Origin of the sequence: Pseudarthrobacter sp. NamB4, assembly GCF_005796185.1 — a bacterium.
Lineage (GTDB): Bacteria > Actinomycetota > Actinomycetes > Actinomycetales > Micrococcaceae > Arthrobacter.
Genome location: NZ_VAHM01000021.1, coordinates 1 through 17,826 on the forward strand (window position 1 = coordinate 1; position 17,826 = coordinate 17,826).

General features: G+C 67.3%; 20 protein-coding genes, 1 pseudogene and 1 riboswitch. Of the genes and pseudogenes, 12 read left to right on the forward strand and 9 right to left on the reverse strand.

Annotated features, from left to right (window positions below; translation table 11 throughout):
* The first annotated feature begins 40 nt into the window (after positions 1–40).
* The 6 genes from FDW81_RS16460 (at position 41) to FDW81_RS16485 (ending at position 3,870) form a co-directional block, all read left to right on the forward strand.
* Positions 41–571, forward strand: coding sequence for a ferritin (locus tag FDW81_RS16460; protein WP_138135291.1), 531 nt, complete (start codon positions 41–43; stop codon positions 569–571).
* A gap of 66 nt (positions 572–637) precedes the next feature.
* Positions 638–702: riboswitch (guanidine-III (ykkC-III) riboswitch) on the forward strand.
* 9 nt (positions 703–711) lie between these two features.
* A complete protein-coding gene (locus FDW81_RS16465; RefSeq protein ID WP_138135292.1) occupies positions 712–1,035 on the forward strand; it encodes a multidrug efflux SMR transporter in 324 nt (107 codons plus the stop codon).
* Positions 1,035–1,403 (forward strand): multidrug efflux SMR transporter, encoded by a 369-nt coding sequence (locus FDW81_RS16470; RefSeq protein ID WP_138135293.1) that lies wholly within the window; start codon positions 1,035–1,037, stop codon positions 1,401–1,403. Before FDW81_RS16465 ends, FDW81_RS16470 begins: the two co-directional genes overlap by 1 nt.
* 110 nt (positions 1,404–1,513) lie before the next feature.
* The gene (locus FDW81_RS16475) at positions 1,514–2,140 is read left to right on the forward strand and encodes a nucleoside/nucleotide kinase family protein (RefSeq protein ID WP_138135294.1); all 627 of its coding nucleotides are present in this window, start codon (positions 1,514–1,516) and stop codon (positions 2,138–2,140) included.
* 50 nt (positions 2,141–2,190) lie between these two features.
* Positions 2,191–3,183, forward strand: coding sequence for an aldo/keto reductase (locus FDW81_RS16480; protein WP_138135295.1), 993 nt, complete (start codon positions 2,191–2,193; stop codon positions 3,181–3,183).
* A gap of 36 nt (positions 3,184–3,219) precedes the next feature.
* Positions 3,220–3,870, forward strand: a complete 651-nt coding sequence (locus tag FDW81_RS16485; protein ID WP_138135296.1) for an MBL fold metallo-hydrolase — start codon at positions 3,220–3,222, stop codon at positions 3,868–3,870.
* A gap of 123 nt (positions 3,871–3,993) precedes the next feature.
* On the opposite strand, the gene FDW81_RS16490 is transcribed toward FDW81_RS16485, so the two are convergent.
* Positions 3,994–5,877, reverse strand: coding sequence for a DEAD/DEAH box helicase (locus FDW81_RS16490; protein WP_138135297.1), 1,884 nt, complete (start codon positions 5,875–5,877; stop codon positions 3,994–3,996).
* A gap of 335 nt (positions 5,878–6,212) precedes the next feature.
* Here FDW81_RS16490 and FDW81_RS16495 point away from each other — a divergent pair, with 335 nt between their 5' ends.
* Entirely contained in the window at positions 6,213–6,968 is a 756-nt protein-coding gene (locus tag FDW81_RS16495) for a bifunctional 2-polyprenyl-6-hydroxyphenol methylase/3-demethylubiquinol 3-O-methyltransferase UbiG (RefSeq protein WP_138135298.1), read from the forward strand.
* Here the strand turns inward: FDW81_RS16495 and FDW81_RS16500 are convergent, their stop codons facing one another.
* Positions 6,969–8,357, reverse strand: coding sequence for an MFS transporter (locus tag FDW81_RS16500; RefSeq protein ID WP_138135299.1), 1,389 nt, complete (start codon positions 8,355–8,357; stop codon positions 6,969–6,971).
* Between the two features lie 13 nt (positions 8,358–8,370).
* A complete protein-coding gene (locus FDW81_RS16505; protein WP_138135300.1) occupies positions 8,371–9,708 on the reverse strand; it encodes an MFS transporter in 1,338 nt (445 codons plus the stop codon).
* Positions 9,709–9,802: 94 nt separating this feature from the next.
* On the opposite strand from FDW81_RS16505, the gene FDW81_RS16510 reads away from it, so the two are divergent.
* The 3 genes and pseudogenes from FDW81_RS16510 (at position 9,803) to FDW81_RS18780 (ending at position 12,145) form a co-directional block, all read left to right on the forward strand.
* Positions 9,803–10,222 carry a hypothetical protein gene (locus FDW81_RS16510; RefSeq protein WP_138135301.1) on the forward strand — a complete coding sequence of 140 codons (420 nt, stop codon included), beginning with the start codon at positions 9,803–9,805 and terminating at the stop codon, positions 10,220–10,222.
* A gap of 51 nt (positions 10,223–10,273) precedes the next feature.
* Positions 10,274–11,197, forward strand: coding sequence for a tRNA (guanosine(46)-N7)-methyltransferase TrmB (trmB, locus tag FDW81_RS16515; protein ID WP_138135302.1), 924 nt, complete (start codon positions 10,274–10,276; stop codon positions 11,195–11,197).
* A gap of 46 nt (positions 11,198–11,243) precedes the next feature.
* Positions 11,244–12,145 (forward strand): annotated as a pseudogene (locus tag FDW81_RS18780) (DUF1206 domain-containing protein).
* A 17-nt stretch (positions 12,146–12,162) separates the two neighbouring features.
* Here FDW81_RS18780 and FDW81_RS16525 read toward each other — a convergent pair.
* Together FDW81_RS16525 and FDW81_RS16530 are read right to left on the reverse strand one after the other, a co-directional pair.
* Positions 12,163–12,822, reverse strand: coding sequence for a zf-HC2 domain-containing protein (locus tag FDW81_RS16525; protein WP_138135303.1), 660 nt, complete (start codon positions 12,820–12,822; stop codon positions 12,163–12,165).
* On the reverse strand, positions 12,819–13,313 hold the full coding sequence (locus tag FDW81_RS16530; protein ID WP_138135304.1) for a sigma-70 family RNA polymerase sigma factor: 495 nt from the start codon (positions 13,311–13,313) through the stop codon (positions 12,819–12,821). The genes FDW81_RS16525 and FDW81_RS16530 overlap by 4 nt, the downstream gene beginning before the upstream one ends.
* A 173-nt stretch (positions 13,314–13,486) precedes the next feature.
* Between FDW81_RS16530 and FDW81_RS16535 the strand changes: the two genes are divergently transcribed.
* Positions 13,487–14,035: a hypothetical protein gene (locus FDW81_RS16535; protein ID WP_138135305.1), complete on the forward strand. Its 549-nt coding sequence runs from the start codon at positions 13,487–13,489 to the stop codon at positions 14,033–14,035.
* A gap of 83 nt (positions 14,036–14,118) precedes the next feature.
* Here the strand turns inward: FDW81_RS16535 and FDW81_RS16540 are convergent, their stop codons facing one another.
* The 3 genes from FDW81_RS16540 to FDW81_RS16550 form a co-directional block, all read right to left on the reverse strand.
* Complete coding sequence (locus tag FDW81_RS16540; protein WP_138135306.1) at positions 14,119–14,838, reverse strand: hypothetical protein; 720 nt, start codon at positions 14,836–14,838, stop codon at positions 14,119–14,121.
* Complete coding sequence (locus FDW81_RS16545; protein WP_138135307.1) at positions 14,831–15,394, reverse strand: RNA polymerase sigma factor; 564 nt, start codon at positions 15,392–15,394, stop codon at positions 14,831–14,833. Before FDW81_RS16545 ends, FDW81_RS16540 begins: the two co-directional genes overlap by 8 nt.
* Positions 15,395–15,596: 202 nt before the next feature.
* Positions 15,597–16,310, reverse strand: coding sequence for a protein tyrosine phosphatase (locus FDW81_RS16550; RefSeq protein ID WP_138135308.1), 714 nt, complete (start codon positions 16,308–16,310; stop codon positions 15,597–15,599).
* Between the two features lie 180 nt (positions 16,311–16,490).
* Here FDW81_RS16550 and FDW81_RS16555 point away from each other — a divergent pair, with 180 nt between their 5' ends.
* Positions 16,491–17,084, forward strand: a complete 594-nt coding sequence (locus FDW81_RS16555) for a DUF5655 domain-containing protein (RefSeq protein ID WP_138135309.1) — start codon at positions 16,491–16,493, stop codon at positions 17,082–17,084.
* 38 nt (positions 17,085–17,122) lie between these two features.
* On the opposite strand, the gene FDW81_RS16560 is transcribed toward FDW81_RS16555, so the two are convergent.
* On the reverse strand, positions 17,123–17,752 hold the full coding sequence (locus tag FDW81_RS16560) for a hypothetical protein (RefSeq protein ID WP_240720367.1): 630 nt from the start codon (positions 17,750–17,752) through the stop codon (positions 17,123–17,125).
* Positions 17,753–17,826 lie beyond the last annotated feature (74 nt).

A 17,826-nucleotide genomic window follows, 5' to 3' on the forward strand; every position in this document is an offset into this window, starting at 1 on the left:
CACTCTGGCCCCGCAACAGGACCGTCCCTAGACTCGGGCTATGACCACTTCATCGTTCAACGCGCTCCTGTCCACGCAGATCGGCAATGAGTTCACGGCCTCGCAGCAGTACATTGCCGTGGCCACCTGGTTCGCGAACCAGGACCTCCCCCAGCTGGCTAAGTACTTCTACCGGCAGTCAGTGGAGGAACGGAACCACGCCATGATGATGGTGCAGTACATGCTGGACCGGGACATACCGTTCACCATTCCCGGCGTTCCCGCGGTACGCAATGACTTCGCCTCGGTCACCGAGCCGCTGGCCCTTGCCCTGCAGCAGGAGAAGGATGTTACCCGCAACATCGAGGATCTGTTCCGGGCGGCGCGCGGCGAGGACGATGCGCTGGGCGAGCAGTTCATGCTGTGGTTCCTCAAGGAGCAGGTGGAAGAAGTGGCTTCCATGACCACCCTGCTGAACATTGCCGAACGGGCGGACAACCTGTTCGACATCGAGAACTTTATTGCCCGGGAAACCATCGGCGACGGCGGCCGGGACAGTGCCGCCCCCGAGGCAGCGGGCGGCGCCCTCTAAGACCTCGCCGGTGGTGAGGTTAGGCACCAAGGTGGCCCGCCGCCGTCGGCCGTTGCTACGCTGGAAACAAGGCCCAGCACCGGGCCTCCGGACGACGGTTCAGTACCCGGCGCACGACAAGACTGGCCAAAGGATTCATCATGTCGTGGCTGATACTCATTCTTTCCGGCGCCCTTGAAGCCGTCTGGGCCGCAGCGCTGCACCGCGCCTCCCAAACGTCGGGCCGGCGCCGGATCGCCCCCGCCGCCCTGTTCCTGGTCTCGGTTGCTGCCAGTACCGGCGGCCTGGCCGTCGCCATGCAGTCCATTCCCACCGGCACTGCCTACGCTGTCTGGGTGGGCGTGGGCGTGGTGCTGACATCCGCTTACGCCATTGTCACCAAGGTGGAGCGCCTGACGACGGCACGCCTCCTGCTGTTGTCCGGCATCGCCGCGTGCGTGGTCGGCTTGAAGGTGGTGGCGTGATGTTCCGGCGTTCCATTCCGTGGCTGGTTCTGCTGGCCTCTGCGGTCCTGGAGGCCGTGTGGGCTACGGCCCTGGGCCTGTCCGACGGCTTCAGCAAGCCGCTTCCCACCCTAGTTTTCGCCGTCACGGCCACCCTGAGCATGCTGGGCCTGGGCATGGCCATCCGGCACATCCCGCTGGGCACCGCGTATGCAGTCTGGGTGGGAACCGGCGCCGCGCTCACGGTCGCCTGGGCGATGGCCACCGGCGTGGAACCCTTCAGCGTGCTGAAACTGCTGTTCATCGCCGGAATCGTAGGCTGCGCTGCCGGGTTGAAGGCCCTGCCCGGAGGCAAGGAGCAGCCCACCGGTGACTCTTACCGCCTTTAGGGAGCGACGACGGCGTGTCCCGGCAAAACGCTGTCGAACGCCGCCTTCCCAAAGCCAAAGGTTGGGAGACTCAGCGCATGCTCCGGCGGCACTCGGTCTAGGCTTTTGCCATGGACTCCCCCGAGACAGCTAAAGCGATACACGCCCTGCGCCGGCGGCTGGTTCCCGGGGCACGGGTCATCCTGGGCATTGCCGGGGCGCCCGGCTCGGGTAAATCGACGTTCGCGGAATGGATCCGGCAGCAGTTCGGGCGCGGACAGGCCGTGGTGGTGCCGATGGACGGCTTCCACCTGGGCAACGCGATCATCGACGGCACACCGCTGCGGCAGCGCAAGGGGGCCATGGACACGTTCGACGGCGGCGGGTATCTTTCGCTGCTCCGCCGCCTGGTGCGCCGGGATGAGCCCGTGGTGTACGCGCCGGAATTCCGGCGGACCCTGGACGAGCCGGTGGCGGCATCGATCGCCGTCCCGGCCGAGGTTCCACTGGTTATCACCGAAGGTAACTACCTGCTGATGGAGCAGGAGCCCTGGAAGGATATCCGCGCACAGCTGGACGAGGTGTGGTTCGTGGATACTCCGCAGGATCTGCGGATCAGCCGGCTGGTGGATCGGCACGTCTCGTTCGGCATGGACCGGAGCGCGGCCGAGGCGTGGGCGTCAGGCCCGGACGAAGCCAACGCCGTTCTGATCCAGGCAACCCGCCCGTCTGCGGATCGCATCATCCCCTGGCACTGAGCGCCCGCAACAACACTGCAGCCAGCACCGCAACGAACAGGAGAACCTATATGGCAGCAAATGTGAACCTCGGCGACAACCTTAGCGTCGGCCCGCTCGGCTTCGGCGGAATGGCGCTCACCCCGGTCTATGGGGAGGTGGACCAGGAGGATGCGCTCCGGACGCTGCACCACGCCGTCGACTCCGGTGTCAGCTTTATTGACACCGCGGATATCTACGGCGGGGGCAGCAACGAGGAACTCATCGCGCAACTGCTGAAGGAGCGGCGGGACGAGGTGCAGCTGGCCACCAAGTTCGGCCTGGTGGGGACGCCGTTGGAGGGTTATACGGACATCCGCGGCGACGCCGCCTACATCCGGCAGGCCGTGGACCGCAGCCTGCGGCGGCTGGGCACTGACGTGATCGACCTCTACTACATGCACCGCCGTGACCTCCGCGTTCCGATTGTGGAAACCGTGGAGGCCATGGCGGAGCTTGTGCGGCAGGGCAAAGTCAGGCACCTGGGACTGTCCGAAGTGACCGCCCAGGAGCTGGAAGAAGCCTCCGCCATCCACCCCATTGCGGCGGTCCAGAGTGAATGGTCCATCTGGAGCCGCGACGTGGAACGCAACGTTGTTCCTGCCGCCGCCGCCCTGGGGGTGGGTTTTGTGCCGTACTCGCCGCTGGGCCGGGGATTCCTCACCGGCACCGTTGACGCCTCAAGCCTGGGCGAAAAGGATTTCCGACGCCGGATCCCCCGCTTCGCCCCCGATGCCGCCGACGCAAACCAGGCAGTGGTGGATACCGTCCAGTCCGTGGCTGACGAACTGGACGCGACACCCGCCCAGGTTGCCCTGGCCTGGCTGCTGGCCCAAGGCAAGCGGCTGGGGCTGCCGGTGGTTCCCATCCCCGGCACTCGCAAGCGGCACCGGATCGACGAGAACCTGGGTGCCCTGGCCCTGGCCCTGACCACGACGCAACTGGACGCGCTTGCCCGGGCCTCAGACGCCGTCGTCGGTTCCCGCTCGGCAGATCCCAACTGGGTGTCGGAGGGCCGCGAGTAACCAGGGCCGCAAGCAGTCATCCCTAGACTGAAGCCCATGGACACACTTCTTTACGACCTGCCGGCCCTGACCATCCGCCAGATCTCCGTCAGCGAGATGGACAACAACGTGTACCTGCTGACCGCCAAAGCCAGCGGCGAGCAGGTACTGATCGACGCCGCGGACGACCTTCCGGCCATCCAGCAGCTGCTGCAGGATGCGAGTGCTGACACCGCGGCCCCGCCGAGGCTCGTCCTCATCGCAACCACCCACCAGCACTGGGACCACGTCCGGGCGCTGAAGGAACTGGCGGATGTCACCGGTGCAGCCACCGCAGCAGGAAGTGACGACGCCGACGCGCTGCCTGTTCGCGTGGACCGGCGGCTCGGGCACGGGGACACGTTGGCCGTGGCCGGGTTCGAGCTGACGGCGATCCACCTGCGCGGGCACACGCCCGGATCAGTCGCCTATGTGTACGAGGACCCGCGGGGGCTGACACACATTTTCTCTGGCGACTCGTTGTTCCCCGGCGGTGTGGGCAACACCCAAAAAGACCCGGAGCGGTTCAACCAGCTGCTGGATGACGTCACGGAGCGGCTGTTCGGCACCTACCCGGACGCCGCCGTCGTGCATCCCGGCCACGGCAGGGGGACGACGCTCGGCGCCGAACGCCCGCACCTTGAGGAGTGGCGCGCCCGCGGCTGGTAGCTTTCACGGCTGGCGCTGCGCTTCGTGATTTGTGCTAGCTAAAATGCGTGGTGCTGGGGATATATCCGTAGCACCACGCATTTTGCGTGCCCCAGCTATTTTCTGTAGCGAAACCCCGTAATGCTAGCGCCCGCGGCGTTCGTTGGATGCCGGAGCCGAGGCGCGGCGGGGACCGCTGCGGGCGGGGCGGCCTGAGCCGCTGCTCTTGCCGGCACCGAACGATCCGCCGGACGTGCCGCCGGTGTTGGAGGACCAGACGGCCTTGCTGCCGCCGGAACCTGCGGCAGAGGAAGCCGCAGCCGAACGCTGGCCGCCACGGGAAGCTCCCGCTGCTGCCCGCTGGCCCGTTGCCGGCCGGCCGCCGCGCTGGCCGCCACCGGATGTTGCGGGGCGGCCGGTGCCGCCACGGGGGACTTCGCTTCGGGTCACGCGTGATTCGGCGCGGCCGTCTGAGCCGCGGCCGGCTGCTGCGCGGCCACCGGCGGCCGGAACGTCATTGCGGTGGGTGGACGCCGTGCCGCGGCCGCGGGCGTTGCGCCGTGCAGCTGCTGCCGCAATGGCACGGTCCTCGTTCTGCTCTGCGACGCGGTCGAACGCTGCGCGGGCTTCGGCGCGGCCCTCGAAGGCAGCTGCCCGGCGCTCGGCACGCGGAACGTCTGTGCGGACCGGCTCGGCCGAAACCTTGCCGCGTCCTCCACGGCCGCCGCGGCCACCGGCAACCGGCGAAGCCTGGCGGCGGGCGCGCTTGCGCTCGGCGTTGGCACCGGTGGAGGTGCCGCCGCCCTGCTTCGGTGCCTTGGCAGCCTGCAGTGCTGCCCGGGTCCGCGGGTCAACCTTGTCCGCGATCTCGCCGACCAGTTCACCCACGATGGGCGACGTGGCGGTGACGCGTTCGAAGCTGACGTCCACGCCGGCGGCCTTCATCAGCTTCTTCACGTCGGTCTGCTGCTCGGGCAGGGTGATGGTCACCACGGTGCCGTCGGAACCGGCACGGGCCGTACGGCCGGAGCGGTGCAGGTACGCCTTGTGCTCGGTGGGCGGGTCGACGTGGATGACCAGTTCGACGTCGTCCACGTGCACGCCGCGGGCTGCGACGTCGGTGGCTACCAGGACGCGGACGTCGCCATTGGAGAACTCGGCGAGGTTACGGTCACGGGCGTTCTGCGACAGGTTGCCATGCAGATCGACGGCGGGGATCCCGGCGTCGGTGAGGGTTTTGGCCAGCTTGCGGGCGTGGTGCTTGGTCCGCATGAAGAGGACTCGGCGGCCGGCGCCGGAGGCGAGCTCCACGATCAGCTGCTTTTTCACGGTCTGGTCGTTGACCACCAGCACGTGGTGCTCCATGGTGGTCACCGCTGCCTGCGGATCGTCCACAGAGTGGGTCAGCGGGTTGGACAAGTAGCGCTGGACGATCTTGTCCACGCCGTTATCCAGGGTGGCGGAGAACAGCAGGCGCTGGCCCTGGCTGGGGGTCATGTCCATAAGCTTCTTCACCACGGGCAGGAAGCCGAGGTCTGCCATGTGGTCCGCCTCGTCCAGGACGGTGATCTCCACGGCCTCGAGGGTGAGGATGCGCTGGCGGATCAAATCCTCCAGGCGGCCGGGGCAGGCGATGACGATATCGACGCCGGCGCGCAGGGCCTTCTCCTGCCGGGCCTGGGAGATGCCGCCGTAGATCACGGTAGTGTTCAGGCCGGCGGCCTTGGCCAGCGGCTCGATGGTGGCATTGATCTGGGTGGCCAGTTCGCGGGTGGGTGCAAGGACCAGGCCCATGGGGCGGCCGGGCTTGCGGAAGTACGGGGCTTCGCGTTCGGCGAGGCGGGCCACCAGGGGGATGGCGAAGGCGATGGTCTTGCCGGAGCCGGTGCGGCCGCGGCCCAGGACGTCGCGTCCCGCGAGGGTGTCAGGGAGGGTCTTCACCTGAATGGGGAACGGAGTCTCGATTCCCTGTGCGGTGAGGGTGTCGGCAAGGGCCTTGGGCGTGCCGAGGGCAGCAAATGTAGTCAAAGTCAAAGGTCTTTCAGGCGGTATCCGTGCGGATATCGGCCCCCGACGCCGGTTGGCCCAGGGGGTTCGCCGAAGAAAATTCAGGTGGTCAACCGGCCAACTGCCACTGGCAGGACGGCGGCCGGGACCAAATGGAACGCGTTCATCGACGCAGGATGTGCCTCTCACATGAAAAATGCCCACTCCCCCAATAAGGAACTCCTGAAAGGCGGAGCGAGCGGGCATCACTGCACATCAAGTACCTCCACTCTAGCATCCCCTGCCGCCGCCCCTCTTCCCGGCCTTCACCTCCCCTCCCCGTTGCCTTGGCCGGCAGGTCAGGGCAGGCTTGTGGCATGAGCGAACACGCCGGCCACCATGGAACACACGACGACGAAGCGTCGCACGGCGGCAGCGGCACCTTGAGCGGCGGGATAGGGAGCGGGATCCGCGGCAATGATGCCGCCTCCGTTTGGGACGAGCGGTACCGGACCAAGGCCAGGCTCTGGAGCGGAAAGCCGAACCCGCAACTTGTCCGGGAAGCCGGCGGCCTGCGCCCCGGGAAGGCCCTCGACCTCGGCTGCGGGGAAGGGGCGGACGCCATCTGGCTCGCACAGCAGGGCTGGACCGTGACCGCGGTCGACGTTTCCGCCGTCGCACTGGAGCGGGCCCGCGCCCACGAGAAAGCCGCGCTGGCGCGGGAAAGCGTGCATGCCGCCGAGGGCGCCATCACCAGCCGCATCACCTGGCAGCAAGCCGACCTCGAACACTGGGATCCCGGCAATTCCTACGACCTGGTGACCTCGCAGTTCCTGCACTCTGAGGAACTCGCCTGGCAGGGGCCGCTCCGGACAGCGGCGTCGGCAGTGAAGCCCGGCGGCACCCTGCTGATCGTGGGCCACCACCCGGACCGGCTTCCGCCGTGGGGCAGCGACCACCATAACCACAGGGAGATGTTCTACACCGGCGACGAGTTGGTGCAGGAACTCGGGCTGGACGCTCCAGAGTGGCAGCTCGAGGTCCTCACCAGCCGGGAGCGCCCGGTCACCGGACCGGAGGGCCAGCGCGCAACGATCGCCGATGTGGTCCTGCGGGCCACCCGGCTCCCCTGATCACTTCGGGTTTTTGGCGGTGACCCGCGGCGCAACGATTGCCGCGGCTGTGGCCACCACGGCGGCGAGGCCGAAGACCCCGGCGAAGGATCCCGCCGTGGTCGTAAATGCTGCGAACACGATGCCGGTGGTGGCCAGGGCGAGCGCGCCGCCCAGGGAGTCTGAGATGGACATCGCGGAGCTGTTGAAGCCCTCGTTTTCCTTGCTGGACAGTGCCAGGGTCATAACGCTGAGCCGTGGGTAGAGCAGTCCCATCCCGCCGCCGGCTAAGATCCAGCCGGCAATGGCGACGGCGGCAGGCCAATGAAGTGCGGCGGTTGCCAGGGCGAGTACCACCGCAGCCAGGACCATCAGCGCCCCGATCCGCACCGCTGTCCGGTGGGACAAGCGGCCGCCCAGGCGCCCTTGGACTGCGGACGCGCCCGCCCACGCCAAGGCGCCGGCGGTGAGAGTCAGCCCGGCGAAGGTGGGCGAGAATGCATACTGCTCAATCAGCAGGTACGGCAGGTAGACCTCCGCCCCAAAAAACGCCGCGGACGCGAGCCCGCGCGTCAGGATGACGCTGGGCAGCCCGCGCCTGGCCGTGAGGGTGCCGAGGGGAACCAGACGCCGGACGGCCAGCAGTGCCACCCCGACGGCTGCGACCGCCAGAACAGCGGTGGCGGCGGGAATGCCCGGGATGTCCACCTGGGCGGACAGGTTGAGCCCCAGCACCGCGAAGGCGGCGAGCACTGCCCATGCCAGCCGGTCCACCGCCCACGGGGTCGCTGCAGCCTCCGGAACCTCCGGGACCAGCCTGCGCAGCACCGGCGCGATCATTGCCAGTGCCGGAATAACCAGCCCCACCACACCAAGGAACACCCAGTGCCAGCTGAAGACCTGGGCCACGATTCCGGCTGCGAACGGCCCCACCAGCGACGGGACCACCCAGGCAGCGGAAAAGGCGGCGAAGATCTTGGGGTGCAGCGCCCCGGGGTAGATACGTGCCACCAGCACATAGAGCGCCACGGTCAGCGCTCCCCCGCCGAGGCCCTGCACCAGGCGCCCGGTGACGAGCGCCGGCATGGACACCGAGGTTCCCGCGATCAACAGGCCCGCCACAAACAGGGCAACCGACGTGTAAAGCGGGGCTGTTGGTCCACGCCGGTCGGACCAGTTTCCGGCCGCAACCATGCCGATCACCCCGGTTGCCAGCGGCCCGGCAAAGGCGAGGGCGTAGAGGTTCGCGCCGCCGAGTTCGCGGCTGACCAGGGGCATGATGGTGGTCACGGCAAGCGATTCGAAGGCGGCCAGGAACACCAGGGCGCACGTACCCACCGTTACCCACAGGAACTGGCCGCGAAGAATGCCCGCGGCGGGACGGGTGGCCGGTACAACGGAGTCCTGCACTGTCCCGGGCCCCTTAGCTGACGTACCGGTTGCGGCCGGCGCGGTACCCGAAGACGGCCGCCAGCAGGCCGACCATGATGAACAGGAGTCCGGCGGCCTTGAAGGACCCGGTGGCCTGGTGCAATTGGCCCACCATCAGGGTCCCGGTGGAACCCAGCCCGTAGCCAACGCCCTGCATCATGCCGGAAAGATGGGCTGCAGTGTGCCCGTCGCGGGTGCGGAGCATGATCATCGTCAGCGCCACTGCGGTAAGGCTTCCTTGGCCCAGCCCCAGCAGGCCGGCCCACACCCAGATGAGTTCCAGCGGGCCGAAGATGCTCAGCGCAAAGCCGCCGCCGGTCATGAGGGCCACCACTGTGTTGATGGTGCGCTGGTCCCGGAATCTGGAGGCCAGTGCGGGCGCGAACAGGGACCCCAGCATCTGCAGCACAATGCTCACGGACACGATCAGCCCGGCGGTGCCCCCGTCCACGCCGCGTTCGCGCAGGATCGGTGCCAGCCATGCGAAGACGCTGAAGGACATCATGGCCTGCAGCACCATGAAGATGGTGACCTGCCACGCCACCGCGGAGCGCCATACATTGACCCCGGTGCTGACGGCCTGGTGCTTGACGCGGGGCTGGCGGACTGCCACCGGCAGGAACAGCAGGAGCACGACGGCGGCAGGAACCGCCCAGGACCAGAGGGCCAGCGTCCACTCCCCCGTGGCCGTATAGACCGGGTAGGTCAGGCCCGCGCCCAATGCAGCAGAGGCACAGATGGCGGTGGTGTAGAGGCCTCCCATCAGGCCAAGCCGGTGCGGGAAGTCCCGCTTCACCAGCCCGGGCAGGAGCACGTTGCACAGCGCGATGGCGGCCCCGCAGGCGGCGGTCCCGGCGAGCAGCGCGGGCAGGTGGCCGGCAACCTGCCCGGCTCCGGGGAAACCCAGCTCGGCAGGGCGCAGCAGGAGTCCCGCGGTCAGGACAGCCATGGCGCCCAGGAGCACCCGCTCCGCTCCCAACCGCCGCGCAAGCACGGGCGCAGCCGGAGCGAACACGCCCAGCAGCGTCACCGGCGCGGTGGTCAGCACCACCACGGCCCACCCGGGGAGCGACGCCTGGGCTGTTACCTCCGGCAGGACCGCGGAGAAGCTGGAAAAGACCGTTCGCAGGTTCAGGCCGATCAGGACCAGGCACAGCCCCAGGTACGCGAGCTGGCGACGGCTGCCCAGGGCTGTGGGCGCGGGGGCAGGCAGCTCATCTATCTCGGCGTCCACCAGGTTGTCTGGTTGCACCGGGTTTTCGGCCTGGCGCTCCGCCGCCGGCTGCCCGGTCCGCCGCTTCTTCGCCGCCGCGTCTGTCGCTTCCGTCACCCGCCCATTCTTGCAGGAGGACCGGCGGACGAAGTTATCCACATAGCGGCCGGAGACCTACTGCCGGCAAGCCCTCGACCATAGCGTGGGAGGCATGAGCAGCGTCCAACCGCCCGGCCCGGGCCCGCCACCCCAAGACTCCGCGCTTTCAGATGTGACCGATCGTGCGGCCATCGGAAGCCTGATCCTTGCTTTCCTTTCACCCATCAGCATCTACATCAGCGGTCCCATCGGTTTATTTACCATGCTGCTGACGGCGGGACCCACCACTCATACGCCGCTGACTTGGCTGGCACCCGTCTTCTTCTGGAGCCTCCCCTTTCTCGTGGGAGTCAGCTCTGTCTCACTGGCCCGTTCCTGCCTGCGGAAGTCAAGGCGCCTGTCCAGCAGTTGGGTTGTGGCGATGACCTCGTTGACGTTTATGGGCATCTTCTTCCTCGTCGGTCTGCTCGTCACGCTGCATTTTTTGAGTGGATCGGGCTTACTTTGCCGACTCTTTGCGCCGGTTCCATAGCTGTCCGGATGGCACTCTTCCCCTCCTCCGGCCACCGGTATTCTGGAGGGGATGAGCGAATCCCCAGAAAATCCCCAGCAGCCGCATGCCCCGAGGCCCGTCACTCCCGGGACACAGGCTTCCTTTGGCACGTACGGCGGCCGGCCGGTCAGCTTTGTCCGCCGCGGCACCCGCTTGCAGGGCCGCCGGCAAGCTGCGTGGGAAGAGCACGCGGAGCGGTGGGCTGTGAACGTCCCGCGCCACGTTGCCAACACCTCTGTCCACCCCGACTATGTTTTCGACGCCGAGGCGGAGTTCGGCCGCAAGGCACCCCTGATCGTCGAGATCGGTTCCGGCCTGGGCGACGCCATCTGCCACGCCGCCGAGCAGAACCCGGACACCGATTTCCTGGCCGTGGAGGTCTACACCCCGGGGCTCGCCAACACCATCATGAAAATCAACAGCCGCGGCCTTCAGAACGTACGGGTAGTGGAGGCCAACGCCCCGGAAGTCCTGGCCACCATGCTCCCGCCCGGCTCGGTCACCGAATTGTGGGTATTTTTCCCGGACCCGTGGCACAAGTCCCGGCACCACAAGCGCCGACTGATCCAGCCCGAGTTCGCGGAGCTGGCAGCCCGCGCACTTAAACCGGGCGGGCTGTGGCGGATCGCAACCGACTGGTCCAACTATGCGGTCCACGTGCGGGACGTCCTGGCCGGTTCAGAGGACTTCGAAAACCTGCACACCGGCGAGCGCCGCGGACCCGAAAGCCCCCTGACGCACGTGTGGCAGTCCGGCGTGGAGTCCGTGGTGGGTGGCGCGCCGGTGAGGGAGGGCCGCGCCCCGGTCAGCACCGAGCACACCGGACCCAACGAAGGAATCGACGAAACAGGGGGTTGGGCACCACGATTCGAGGGCAGGATCCGGACCAGCTTCGAGGCGAAGGCACACGAGGCCGGGCGGCTGATCTTCGACCTCTGCTACCGCCGGCGGTAGCAGAGGCCTCTGTCCGGCCACTAAACGGACATGGCACGATTGCCCTATGTGCAGGGCACGCGCATCAGCACAGCACTTGCACAGAGGAACAGCCACCAAAAGCGAACTCAGGCAGGCCGTGGACGCGACGGAGAACGTCACCAACTCCCGCACGCTGGAACTGCTTGCCAGGGCTGGGTTCGCGGCGAGCGGCATCCTGCATCTGCTGGTGGGCGCGATCGGCCATCCGGCTGGCTTTTGGCGGGACCGGGAACGCCGATTTCAGCGGTGCGGTGGCGGAGCTCGCCATCCAGCCTGCAGGACCCTTCCTGTTATGGGCGAGTTTTGCAGCCTGCGCGGGCCCTGGCACTCTGGCAAACCAGTGACGCCATCTTTGACTACAACGTGACGCCATCTTTGACTACAACCACCTGCCCACCAGGTAAAAGGCCGGGAAAAGGCCAAGGCGGGTGCGCAGGCCCTCGTGTTCGCCGGGCTTGCGCTCACGCTGGTGTCCTTCGCCAGGGGAACAGGCTCGGGCGCGGACAACCAAAGGGCCGCCAGCGACCTTACCGTTGCCCTGATGAAGGCACCGGGCGGTGTTGCCCTGCTGGTCCTGCTCGGCACCGCCATCGCCGTGCCAGGGGTGGTCTATGGCATCCGCGGCCTGCGGAAGGCGTTTCAAAAGCACCTTGCCACGCCGGCGTCCCCGTTCCTGCGCACAGCTGTGACCGTCCTGGGCGTGGCAGGTTACGTTGCCAAGGGAACGGTGCTGCTGCTGACGGGCCTGCTGATCGCCGTCGCCACCCTGCAGGTCCCCCCTGAGGATTCGACCGGGCTCGACGGCGGCCTGCGGGCCCTGCGCGACCAGCCGTTGGGCATGTACCTCCTCGCCGCGGTGGGCTAGGGCCTCGTCTGTACGGCGTGTTCATGATGGTGCGCGCCAGGCTGGCCCGGATGACCAGGTGACCGGAAGGCAGCACAACTCACGGCACAGTGATGACAGCGACGGCCTGCTGCCTGCCGTCCCGCAGTTCAACGCTCGAAATGCTGCCCAGCTGGATGGGTGTGGCCCCGGTGACCCGAACCCTTCCACCGGGTGTTGCAGTCCAGGCGCACGCGCGGTCTTCACTGCCGCCGCGGTCCCGCACCCACAGCGACAACGTCCCGTCCTGCGGCAGGCTGCTTCCGTTCACGGCCAGCTCGGTTCCCCAGGTCTTCCGGGCCAGGTCGATGCTGAACTGCAGCCCTCCCCCTGACTGCACGGAGTATGTGGCGTCGGGCGAGTCGGGCCGGGCCAACAGCGGCCCCGCCAGGATGCCCAGGGTGAGGCAAGCCGCGGCGACCGCAGCCAGCAGCGCCGCCCTCCGCCGTCGTATCTTCCGACGACGGTTTGCCAGTTTGGCAAGGAGCGGCGCTGCAGTGGACGAGCCGGTGGCGGCAGTGGCACGTGAATCGAGGGTCAGCGACACCGCGTCTGGAACGGGAAGGTTATCCAGGATTACGGGAATCCCCTCGAGCCTGGCCAGCTCCTCCCGGCAGGCAGCGCACTGCTTGAGGTGGGCGGCAAAAGCTGCCCGGTCAAGGGCATCAAGGCCGCCCAGGAGGTAGGCGCCGAGCAACTGGTGTGAATCGGCTGCCTTCACTGTTCCACCCCCATCTCGTCCAGGATGGTGCGCAGTGCCCTCACGGCGTAGTACGCGCGGGACTTCACCGTCCCGCTGGGGATATTAAGCTGCACCGCGGTTTCGTTGACGGTGAGCCGGCGGTAGTGGAGGGCCACCAGGACATCCCGGTGCTCCCTGCTCAACCGGAGCAGGGCTTCCTCCACGAGCACCCGGGTGAGCAGCTCATCCACTTTTTCCCTGACCCCGGCAGCGTCCGGGCTGCCTTCGAGGGATTCGGGCCGGCGCTGGGCGCGCCGGTAGTTGTCAATCATGATGTTCCTGGCCGTCCGGTACAGGTAACTGCGGAGGCTGCCGTCAATGTCCGGGGCATGTTGCCACACGCGGAGCACCGTCTCCTGCACCACATCCTCGGCCGCTTGGGGGTCCTTGGAGGCGCTGATGACGAAACGGCGGAGCGCGGGGCCGTGTTCGCGGTAGATGGACTCCACCACATCGTCATCGAGCGGCATGACGCCCCTCCCGCCTCAGCTTTATTCAAGGTTTCCGCTTACCCCCTGAAAACGCCGCCAGCCGGCGAAAAGTTCAAACAGGGGGCACCTGCCGTGAACCATTTTCCGTCCCGACGCGTGGTAGGGGTTAGCGTCCGGTGATCCGACGCCGGGCCCAGCCAAGGAGCAACGCCATGAAACACCATGTGAGCGCAGGCCTCGCCATCCTGGCCCTTTCAGCTGCACTGACTGGCTGCGGAGGCGGTACCGGCACGTCGCCGGAAACCAGCCCGGCTGTCACGGCAGGAACACCCCTGGCCTCTGCAACCGCGCCCGCCGCCTCTGTTTCCCCCTCATCGGCCACCCCCACGTCGGCGGCAAGTGCTGCCGTCGGCCTCAAGACGGCATCTTCAAGCGCGGGCACCATCGTGGTGGATGCCAACGGAATGAGCGTCTACTTCTTCACGAAGGACGTTAAGGACTCCGGAACCAGCGCCTGCACCGATGCCTGCCTGGCGGCATGGCCGCCCGTCCTCACGGAGTCGGCGACGCCGGCCGCGGAGGGCATCACGGGTGAGCTGGGCACCATCCCCACGCCGGACGGCAAGCAGCAGGTCACCCTGAACGGCATGCCGCTGTACTACTTCGCGAAGGACACCAAGCCAGGAGACGTCATGGGCCAGGGCGTCAACGACGTCTGGTACCTCGCGGACCCGTCGGGCGAAATGATTCGGGCGATGTGATCCAGACGGGATATTCCGGTCCAGGGACGCGGTGTAGCAGGCACCTCCGCAGCAGGCACAGCGCGTCGCCGGGGCGAGGCGCCTTACGGCAGCGGGACTGCGGGTAGCGTCCCCGGCAGGGGCAGGTCTGACGGGCCGGGGACGGGTACCGGCGGCCATTGGCCCAAGCCGTCGGTGAGGTGTTCGGGGACGGTAGTGGGCACGTGCTCAGCCGCAGGATCTTTTGCGGGTTTGCCGGGGGCGGCAGTCTCCGCGACTGGCGTCTCCGTGATGGTCGGAGCAGCCGGCGGCGCCACCGGGGGCTTAGCGGCGGGCGAGGACGCCGGCGCTGCCGGCACCGTTGCCGGACCGGCGGGAACCTGTTGCAAGGGCGCGGCAGGTTCCTCCGGCTGGTGCCTGGCGGGTGCCGCTCCGGAACCGGTGACAAAGGAAGTGATGACCCGGTTCAGCTGGTTGAAGGAATCGCGGATCCCCTGGTCCGACGCCGCAGCAACAGCGCCGCCGGCACCGAGCGAAACGGCCACGGACAGTGTAGTGAGGGCAATGCGGCGCTTGGTGCGGCGGCGGGCGGCCAGTTCGTCGCGCGGCTGGACGTCAGCACGCTGCGGGACTTCCTGAAGAACCGCAGCGGCCTTAGCGGGCGCCATCAGTGCGGCGATGGCGGCGGACGGTTCGGGTGCGCCGCCTGCCAGGGCACGGAGTTCCTGCAGTGCCGGGCGGAGCTGGTCGTCGTCTTCCAGCCCTGCCTCCAGCAGCAACTGGTCAACGAATCCTTCGCTGCGGGATCCTGCGGTGTCACTCATGGTTCGCCTGGTTTCTTGTGAGCGTCTGTGCTTTGAGGTTTTGAAGGGCCCTGCGCTGGAGCTGTTTGATGGCTCCTGTGCTTTTGCCCATGGTGGCGGCCACCTGTTCGATGGACAGGTCTGCCACGACGCGGAGGGCCAGCACTTCCTGGTGTTCATCGCTGAGTCCGGCCAGCATGTCGGCGGCCCCGCCGGCCAGTTCCACGGCGTGGTCCTCGGCGGAAGGCGTCGTTCTTGCATCGTGCTGGGGATCGTACGGGCTGAGCTGCGGCCTGCGCTCCAGGCGGCGGTAGTAGTCCACCATCCGCGCGTGCGCAATGGAGAAGATCAGCGACTTGGCGCCTTGGAGCCCACCGGTGAGTCCGCTGATTTTCGGATAGAACGCCAGGAACACGTCCTGGGTTACCGCCTCGGGATCATCGACTCCGCGCGCCCTGAGGTAGCCCTGCACGGGGCCGGCGAAGGACCGATAGGCAGCACCGAACAGAACGGCCGGATCCGTTCCGGCCGCATTCTCGAATATGTCGGTCTCTTCTTGGGCCCAAGTGCTTAGCACCAGCGGCTACTCCATCCCCGGATACGGCTCGCGCCTGTCCCGGTTTCCGGTGGGGACTGCCAGTCCATGGTCTTATTGCCTGCCTTGCAGGTGGTCCGGGCCGGGCTGTTGAACAGCCAACGAGGTTTCTTCAACCCGGACTGCGGTACTGCGGGAAACGGAACCTGCGCAGTTTCCCGCAGTACACACTAGCCAACGGTCCTTAGCGGACCGAAACGGATGGGGCGTCCACGGCGGCGCTGCCGCCGTCGACCGAAGCGCCGGGAACGGCAGGAACAGCAGGGACGGCCGGAACGGCGGGCTCGCCGTCGACACCCGGAACGGAAGGCACTGCGGGCACTGCCGGAACAGCAGGCAGCTCGGGACGCTCAACCTCAACAGCGGCGGAACCGGCTGCGGCAGCACCGGCCTCTGCGGCGGCATCAGCCTCGGCAACGACGTCGGCGCAGAAGCTTTCGACGTTCGCTTCGCCTTCCGCTGCGATCACCAGGGAGGAGAAGCCCTCGGAGGAAGCATTCAGGCCGCCATTGGTGAAAGCGGTGCACAGGCCGAAGGCTGCAGCACCGGCGGCGTCCACGGCGGTATCCGCAGCAACAGCGGCATCAGCCTGGGCGGCAACCTTCTCGTCGGTGACCGTGGCTTCGCCAGCGGTCTCAACGTCGGCACCTGCGGCAACGCTGGTGTCAGCGGCTGCGGCTGCATCAGCAGCGGCCTCGGCAGTTGCCTGCGCGTCAGCGGCTGCTTCTGCCGCCAGTTTCGGGGCCGGTGCCCCAAAGAGGTTGTGGGCGGTCTGCTGAGCTTCGGCAGGCAGGACGCCGGAAACAGCGGCGGCGCCGGTTCCACCGACGGCAATGGTTCCGGCTGCCAGTACTCCGGCGGCTACTTTGCTGGTGGCGAGAACGGTGAACAACGACATGTAGAAACTCCAAAACCTAGACAACACGTTTCAATCCGGGTCCGCCGTGCGGGCCCATCACGTCCTACATCGCCGGTGCCGCCGGAAAGGTTACGGCTGTGGAGAACTTTTTATCGCCTCGTTTCCTGGTGGCACCGGCGGTGGAACCGGACACCTCCGGGCCACCGCTACGATCGATGCATGCCCAGCATCCCCGAACCCCGCAAAACCGCCGGTACCTGGCAGACCATGGTTGACAACAACAAGGCGCTCCTTCTGCGGAAGACCGGGAAGGACACCGCGTACTGGGCGGAGAAGGCCCGCGCCGCCGGAATCAAAAGTGATGCCGAGCTCCGTGACTGGATGCGCGACGCGTTCGGGGTGACCGGGTACGCCCAGTACGCCGTGTCATGGGAGATGTTCGGCTATCCGGAGTTCATGCTGCGGGACGCCGACGAACTCATCGACGGCCAGTATGCGCGCCACCCGCACCTGAGGCCCGTGGCGGACGCCATCCTGGGATGGGCGTCCGCCGCCGAAGGCGTACAGATCCAGATGCGGAAGGGCTATGTCTCCCTCCACAGCCCGCGGCGCAAGTTCGCGCAGGTTACCAGGACCACCAACACGGCTGTGGACGTGACCCTCCGGCTCGACGTCCCCGCCGAAGGCAGGATCGAGGCTGTCAAAACCCGGGCGGACGACCCCTTCACCCGGAAGGTGCGCCTGACATCCCCGGACCAGGTGGACGATGAACTGCTGGACATCCTGGCCGCTGCCCTGGAGCAGAACACATAAAACAGCCGGGGCGCCCTCGGGCCACCCCCCGAAAAGCCCTACGCGCCGACCATCTCAGCGTCGGCATCTTCTGCCAGTGCCGAGGCCTCCGCCTGCGCCTTGCGCTGCGGCAGGTCCGGGATCATCGACGCAAGGCGCTCGATGTAGGCGCCGACCTCTTCGTCGTCCAGCACCAGGAGTTCGGCCTGGCTGCGCAGCCATGCTGCATTGCGCGCCGTGATGTTCTCCCGCTCGAGCAGTTCCTCAAACTCGCCGTCGAGTTCTTCCATGCGGAGGACGCCGTCGGGGGTTTCCCCGGCGCGGCCGATGCCGCCGTCAAGGTAGTGATCGGCGTCTTCGTCGGACAGGCCGTCGAACACCTCCGCGGCGCGGTTAAAGAGATTAAGGTGGGCGGCGGCGCCCATGCCCGCCATTCCTTCGCGGACCAAAGAATCCATTTCAACCCTGTCGACGGCGGTGAACACGTACTGCGCGAAGCCGCCCTCCAAAGCCTGGCTGAGGTAGAAGTCCACGGCGTAGCTCCGGACGGCAAGGGGTGACATCTCATCGATGCGGAGCAAGGCGGCATGCATTGCTTCCACGATGCCGGCGTTGGCCTCGACGACGTCCTCGTCGCTTGAGTGGATGCTGCTGCTAGTCAGGACGACAGGCTGCTGGCTGGTGATCATGGCAATCCTCACTGCTGGTGCTGGCGGTGCTTGGAACGCTTTTCACGCTACGGGGACGGGACCTGCACGTCGTT

Bases quoted from the DNA above. Each gene is read 5' to 3' on its own strand.
- trmB (WP_138135302.1), top strand. From the start codon at position 10,274: ATGAGCGAATCCCCAGAAAATCCCCAGCAGCCGCATGCCCCGAGGCCC.
- FDW81_RS16485 (WP_138135296.1), top strand. From the start codon at position 3,220: ATGGACACACTTCTTTACGACCTGCCGGCCCTGACCATCCGCCAGATC.
- FDW81_RS16510 (WP_138135301.1), top strand. From the start codon at position 9,803: ATGAGCAGCGTCCAACCGCCCGGCCCGGGCCCGCCACCCCAAGACTCC.
- FDW81_RS16530 (WP_138135304.1), bottom strand. From the start codon at position 13,313: ATGCCGCTCGATGACGATGTGGTGGAGTCCATCTACCGCGAACACGGC.
- FDW81_RS16535 (WP_138135305.1), top strand. From the start codon at position 13,487: ATGAAACACCATGTGAGCGCAGGCCTCGCCATCCTGGCCCTTTCAGCT.
- FDW81_RS16540 (WP_138135306.1), bottom strand. From the start codon at position 14,838: ATGAGTGACACCGCAGGATCCCGCAGCGAAGGATTCGTTGACCAGTTG.
- FDW81_RS16495 (WP_138135298.1), top strand. From the start codon at position 6,213: ATGAGCGAACACGCCGGCCACCATGGAACACACGACGACGAAGCGTCG.
- FDW81_RS16555 (WP_138135309.1), top strand. From the start codon at position 16,491: ATGCCCAGCATCCCCGAACCCCGCAAAACCGCCGGTACCTGGCAGACC.
- FDW81_RS16550 (WP_138135308.1), bottom strand. From the start codon at position 16,310: ATGTCGTTGTTCACCGTTCTCGCCACCAGCAAAGTAGCCGCCGGAGTA.
- FDW81_RS16470 (WP_138135293.1), top strand. From the start codon at position 1,035: ATGTTCCGGCGTTCCATTCCGTGGCTGGTTCTGCTGGCCTCTGCGGTC.
- FDW81_RS16460 (WP_138135291.1), top strand. From the start codon at position 41: ATGACCACTTCATCGTTCAACGCGCTCCTGTCCACGCAGATCGGCAAT.
- FDW81_RS16480 (WP_138135295.1), top strand. From the start codon at position 2,191: ATGGCAGCAAATGTGAACCTCGGCGACAACCTTAGCGTCGGCCCGCTC.
- FDW81_RS16475 (WP_138135294.1), top strand. From the start codon at position 1,514: ATGGACTCCCCCGAGACAGCTAAAGCGATACACGCCCTGCGCCGGCGG.
- FDW81_RS16560 (WP_240720367.1), bottom strand. From the start codon at position 17,752: ATGATCACCAGCCAGCAGCCTGTCGTCCTGACTAGCAGCAGCATCCAC.
- FDW81_RS16465 (WP_138135292.1), top strand. From the start codon at position 712: ATGTCGTGGCTGATACTCATTCTTTCCGGCGCCCTTGAAGCCGTCTGG.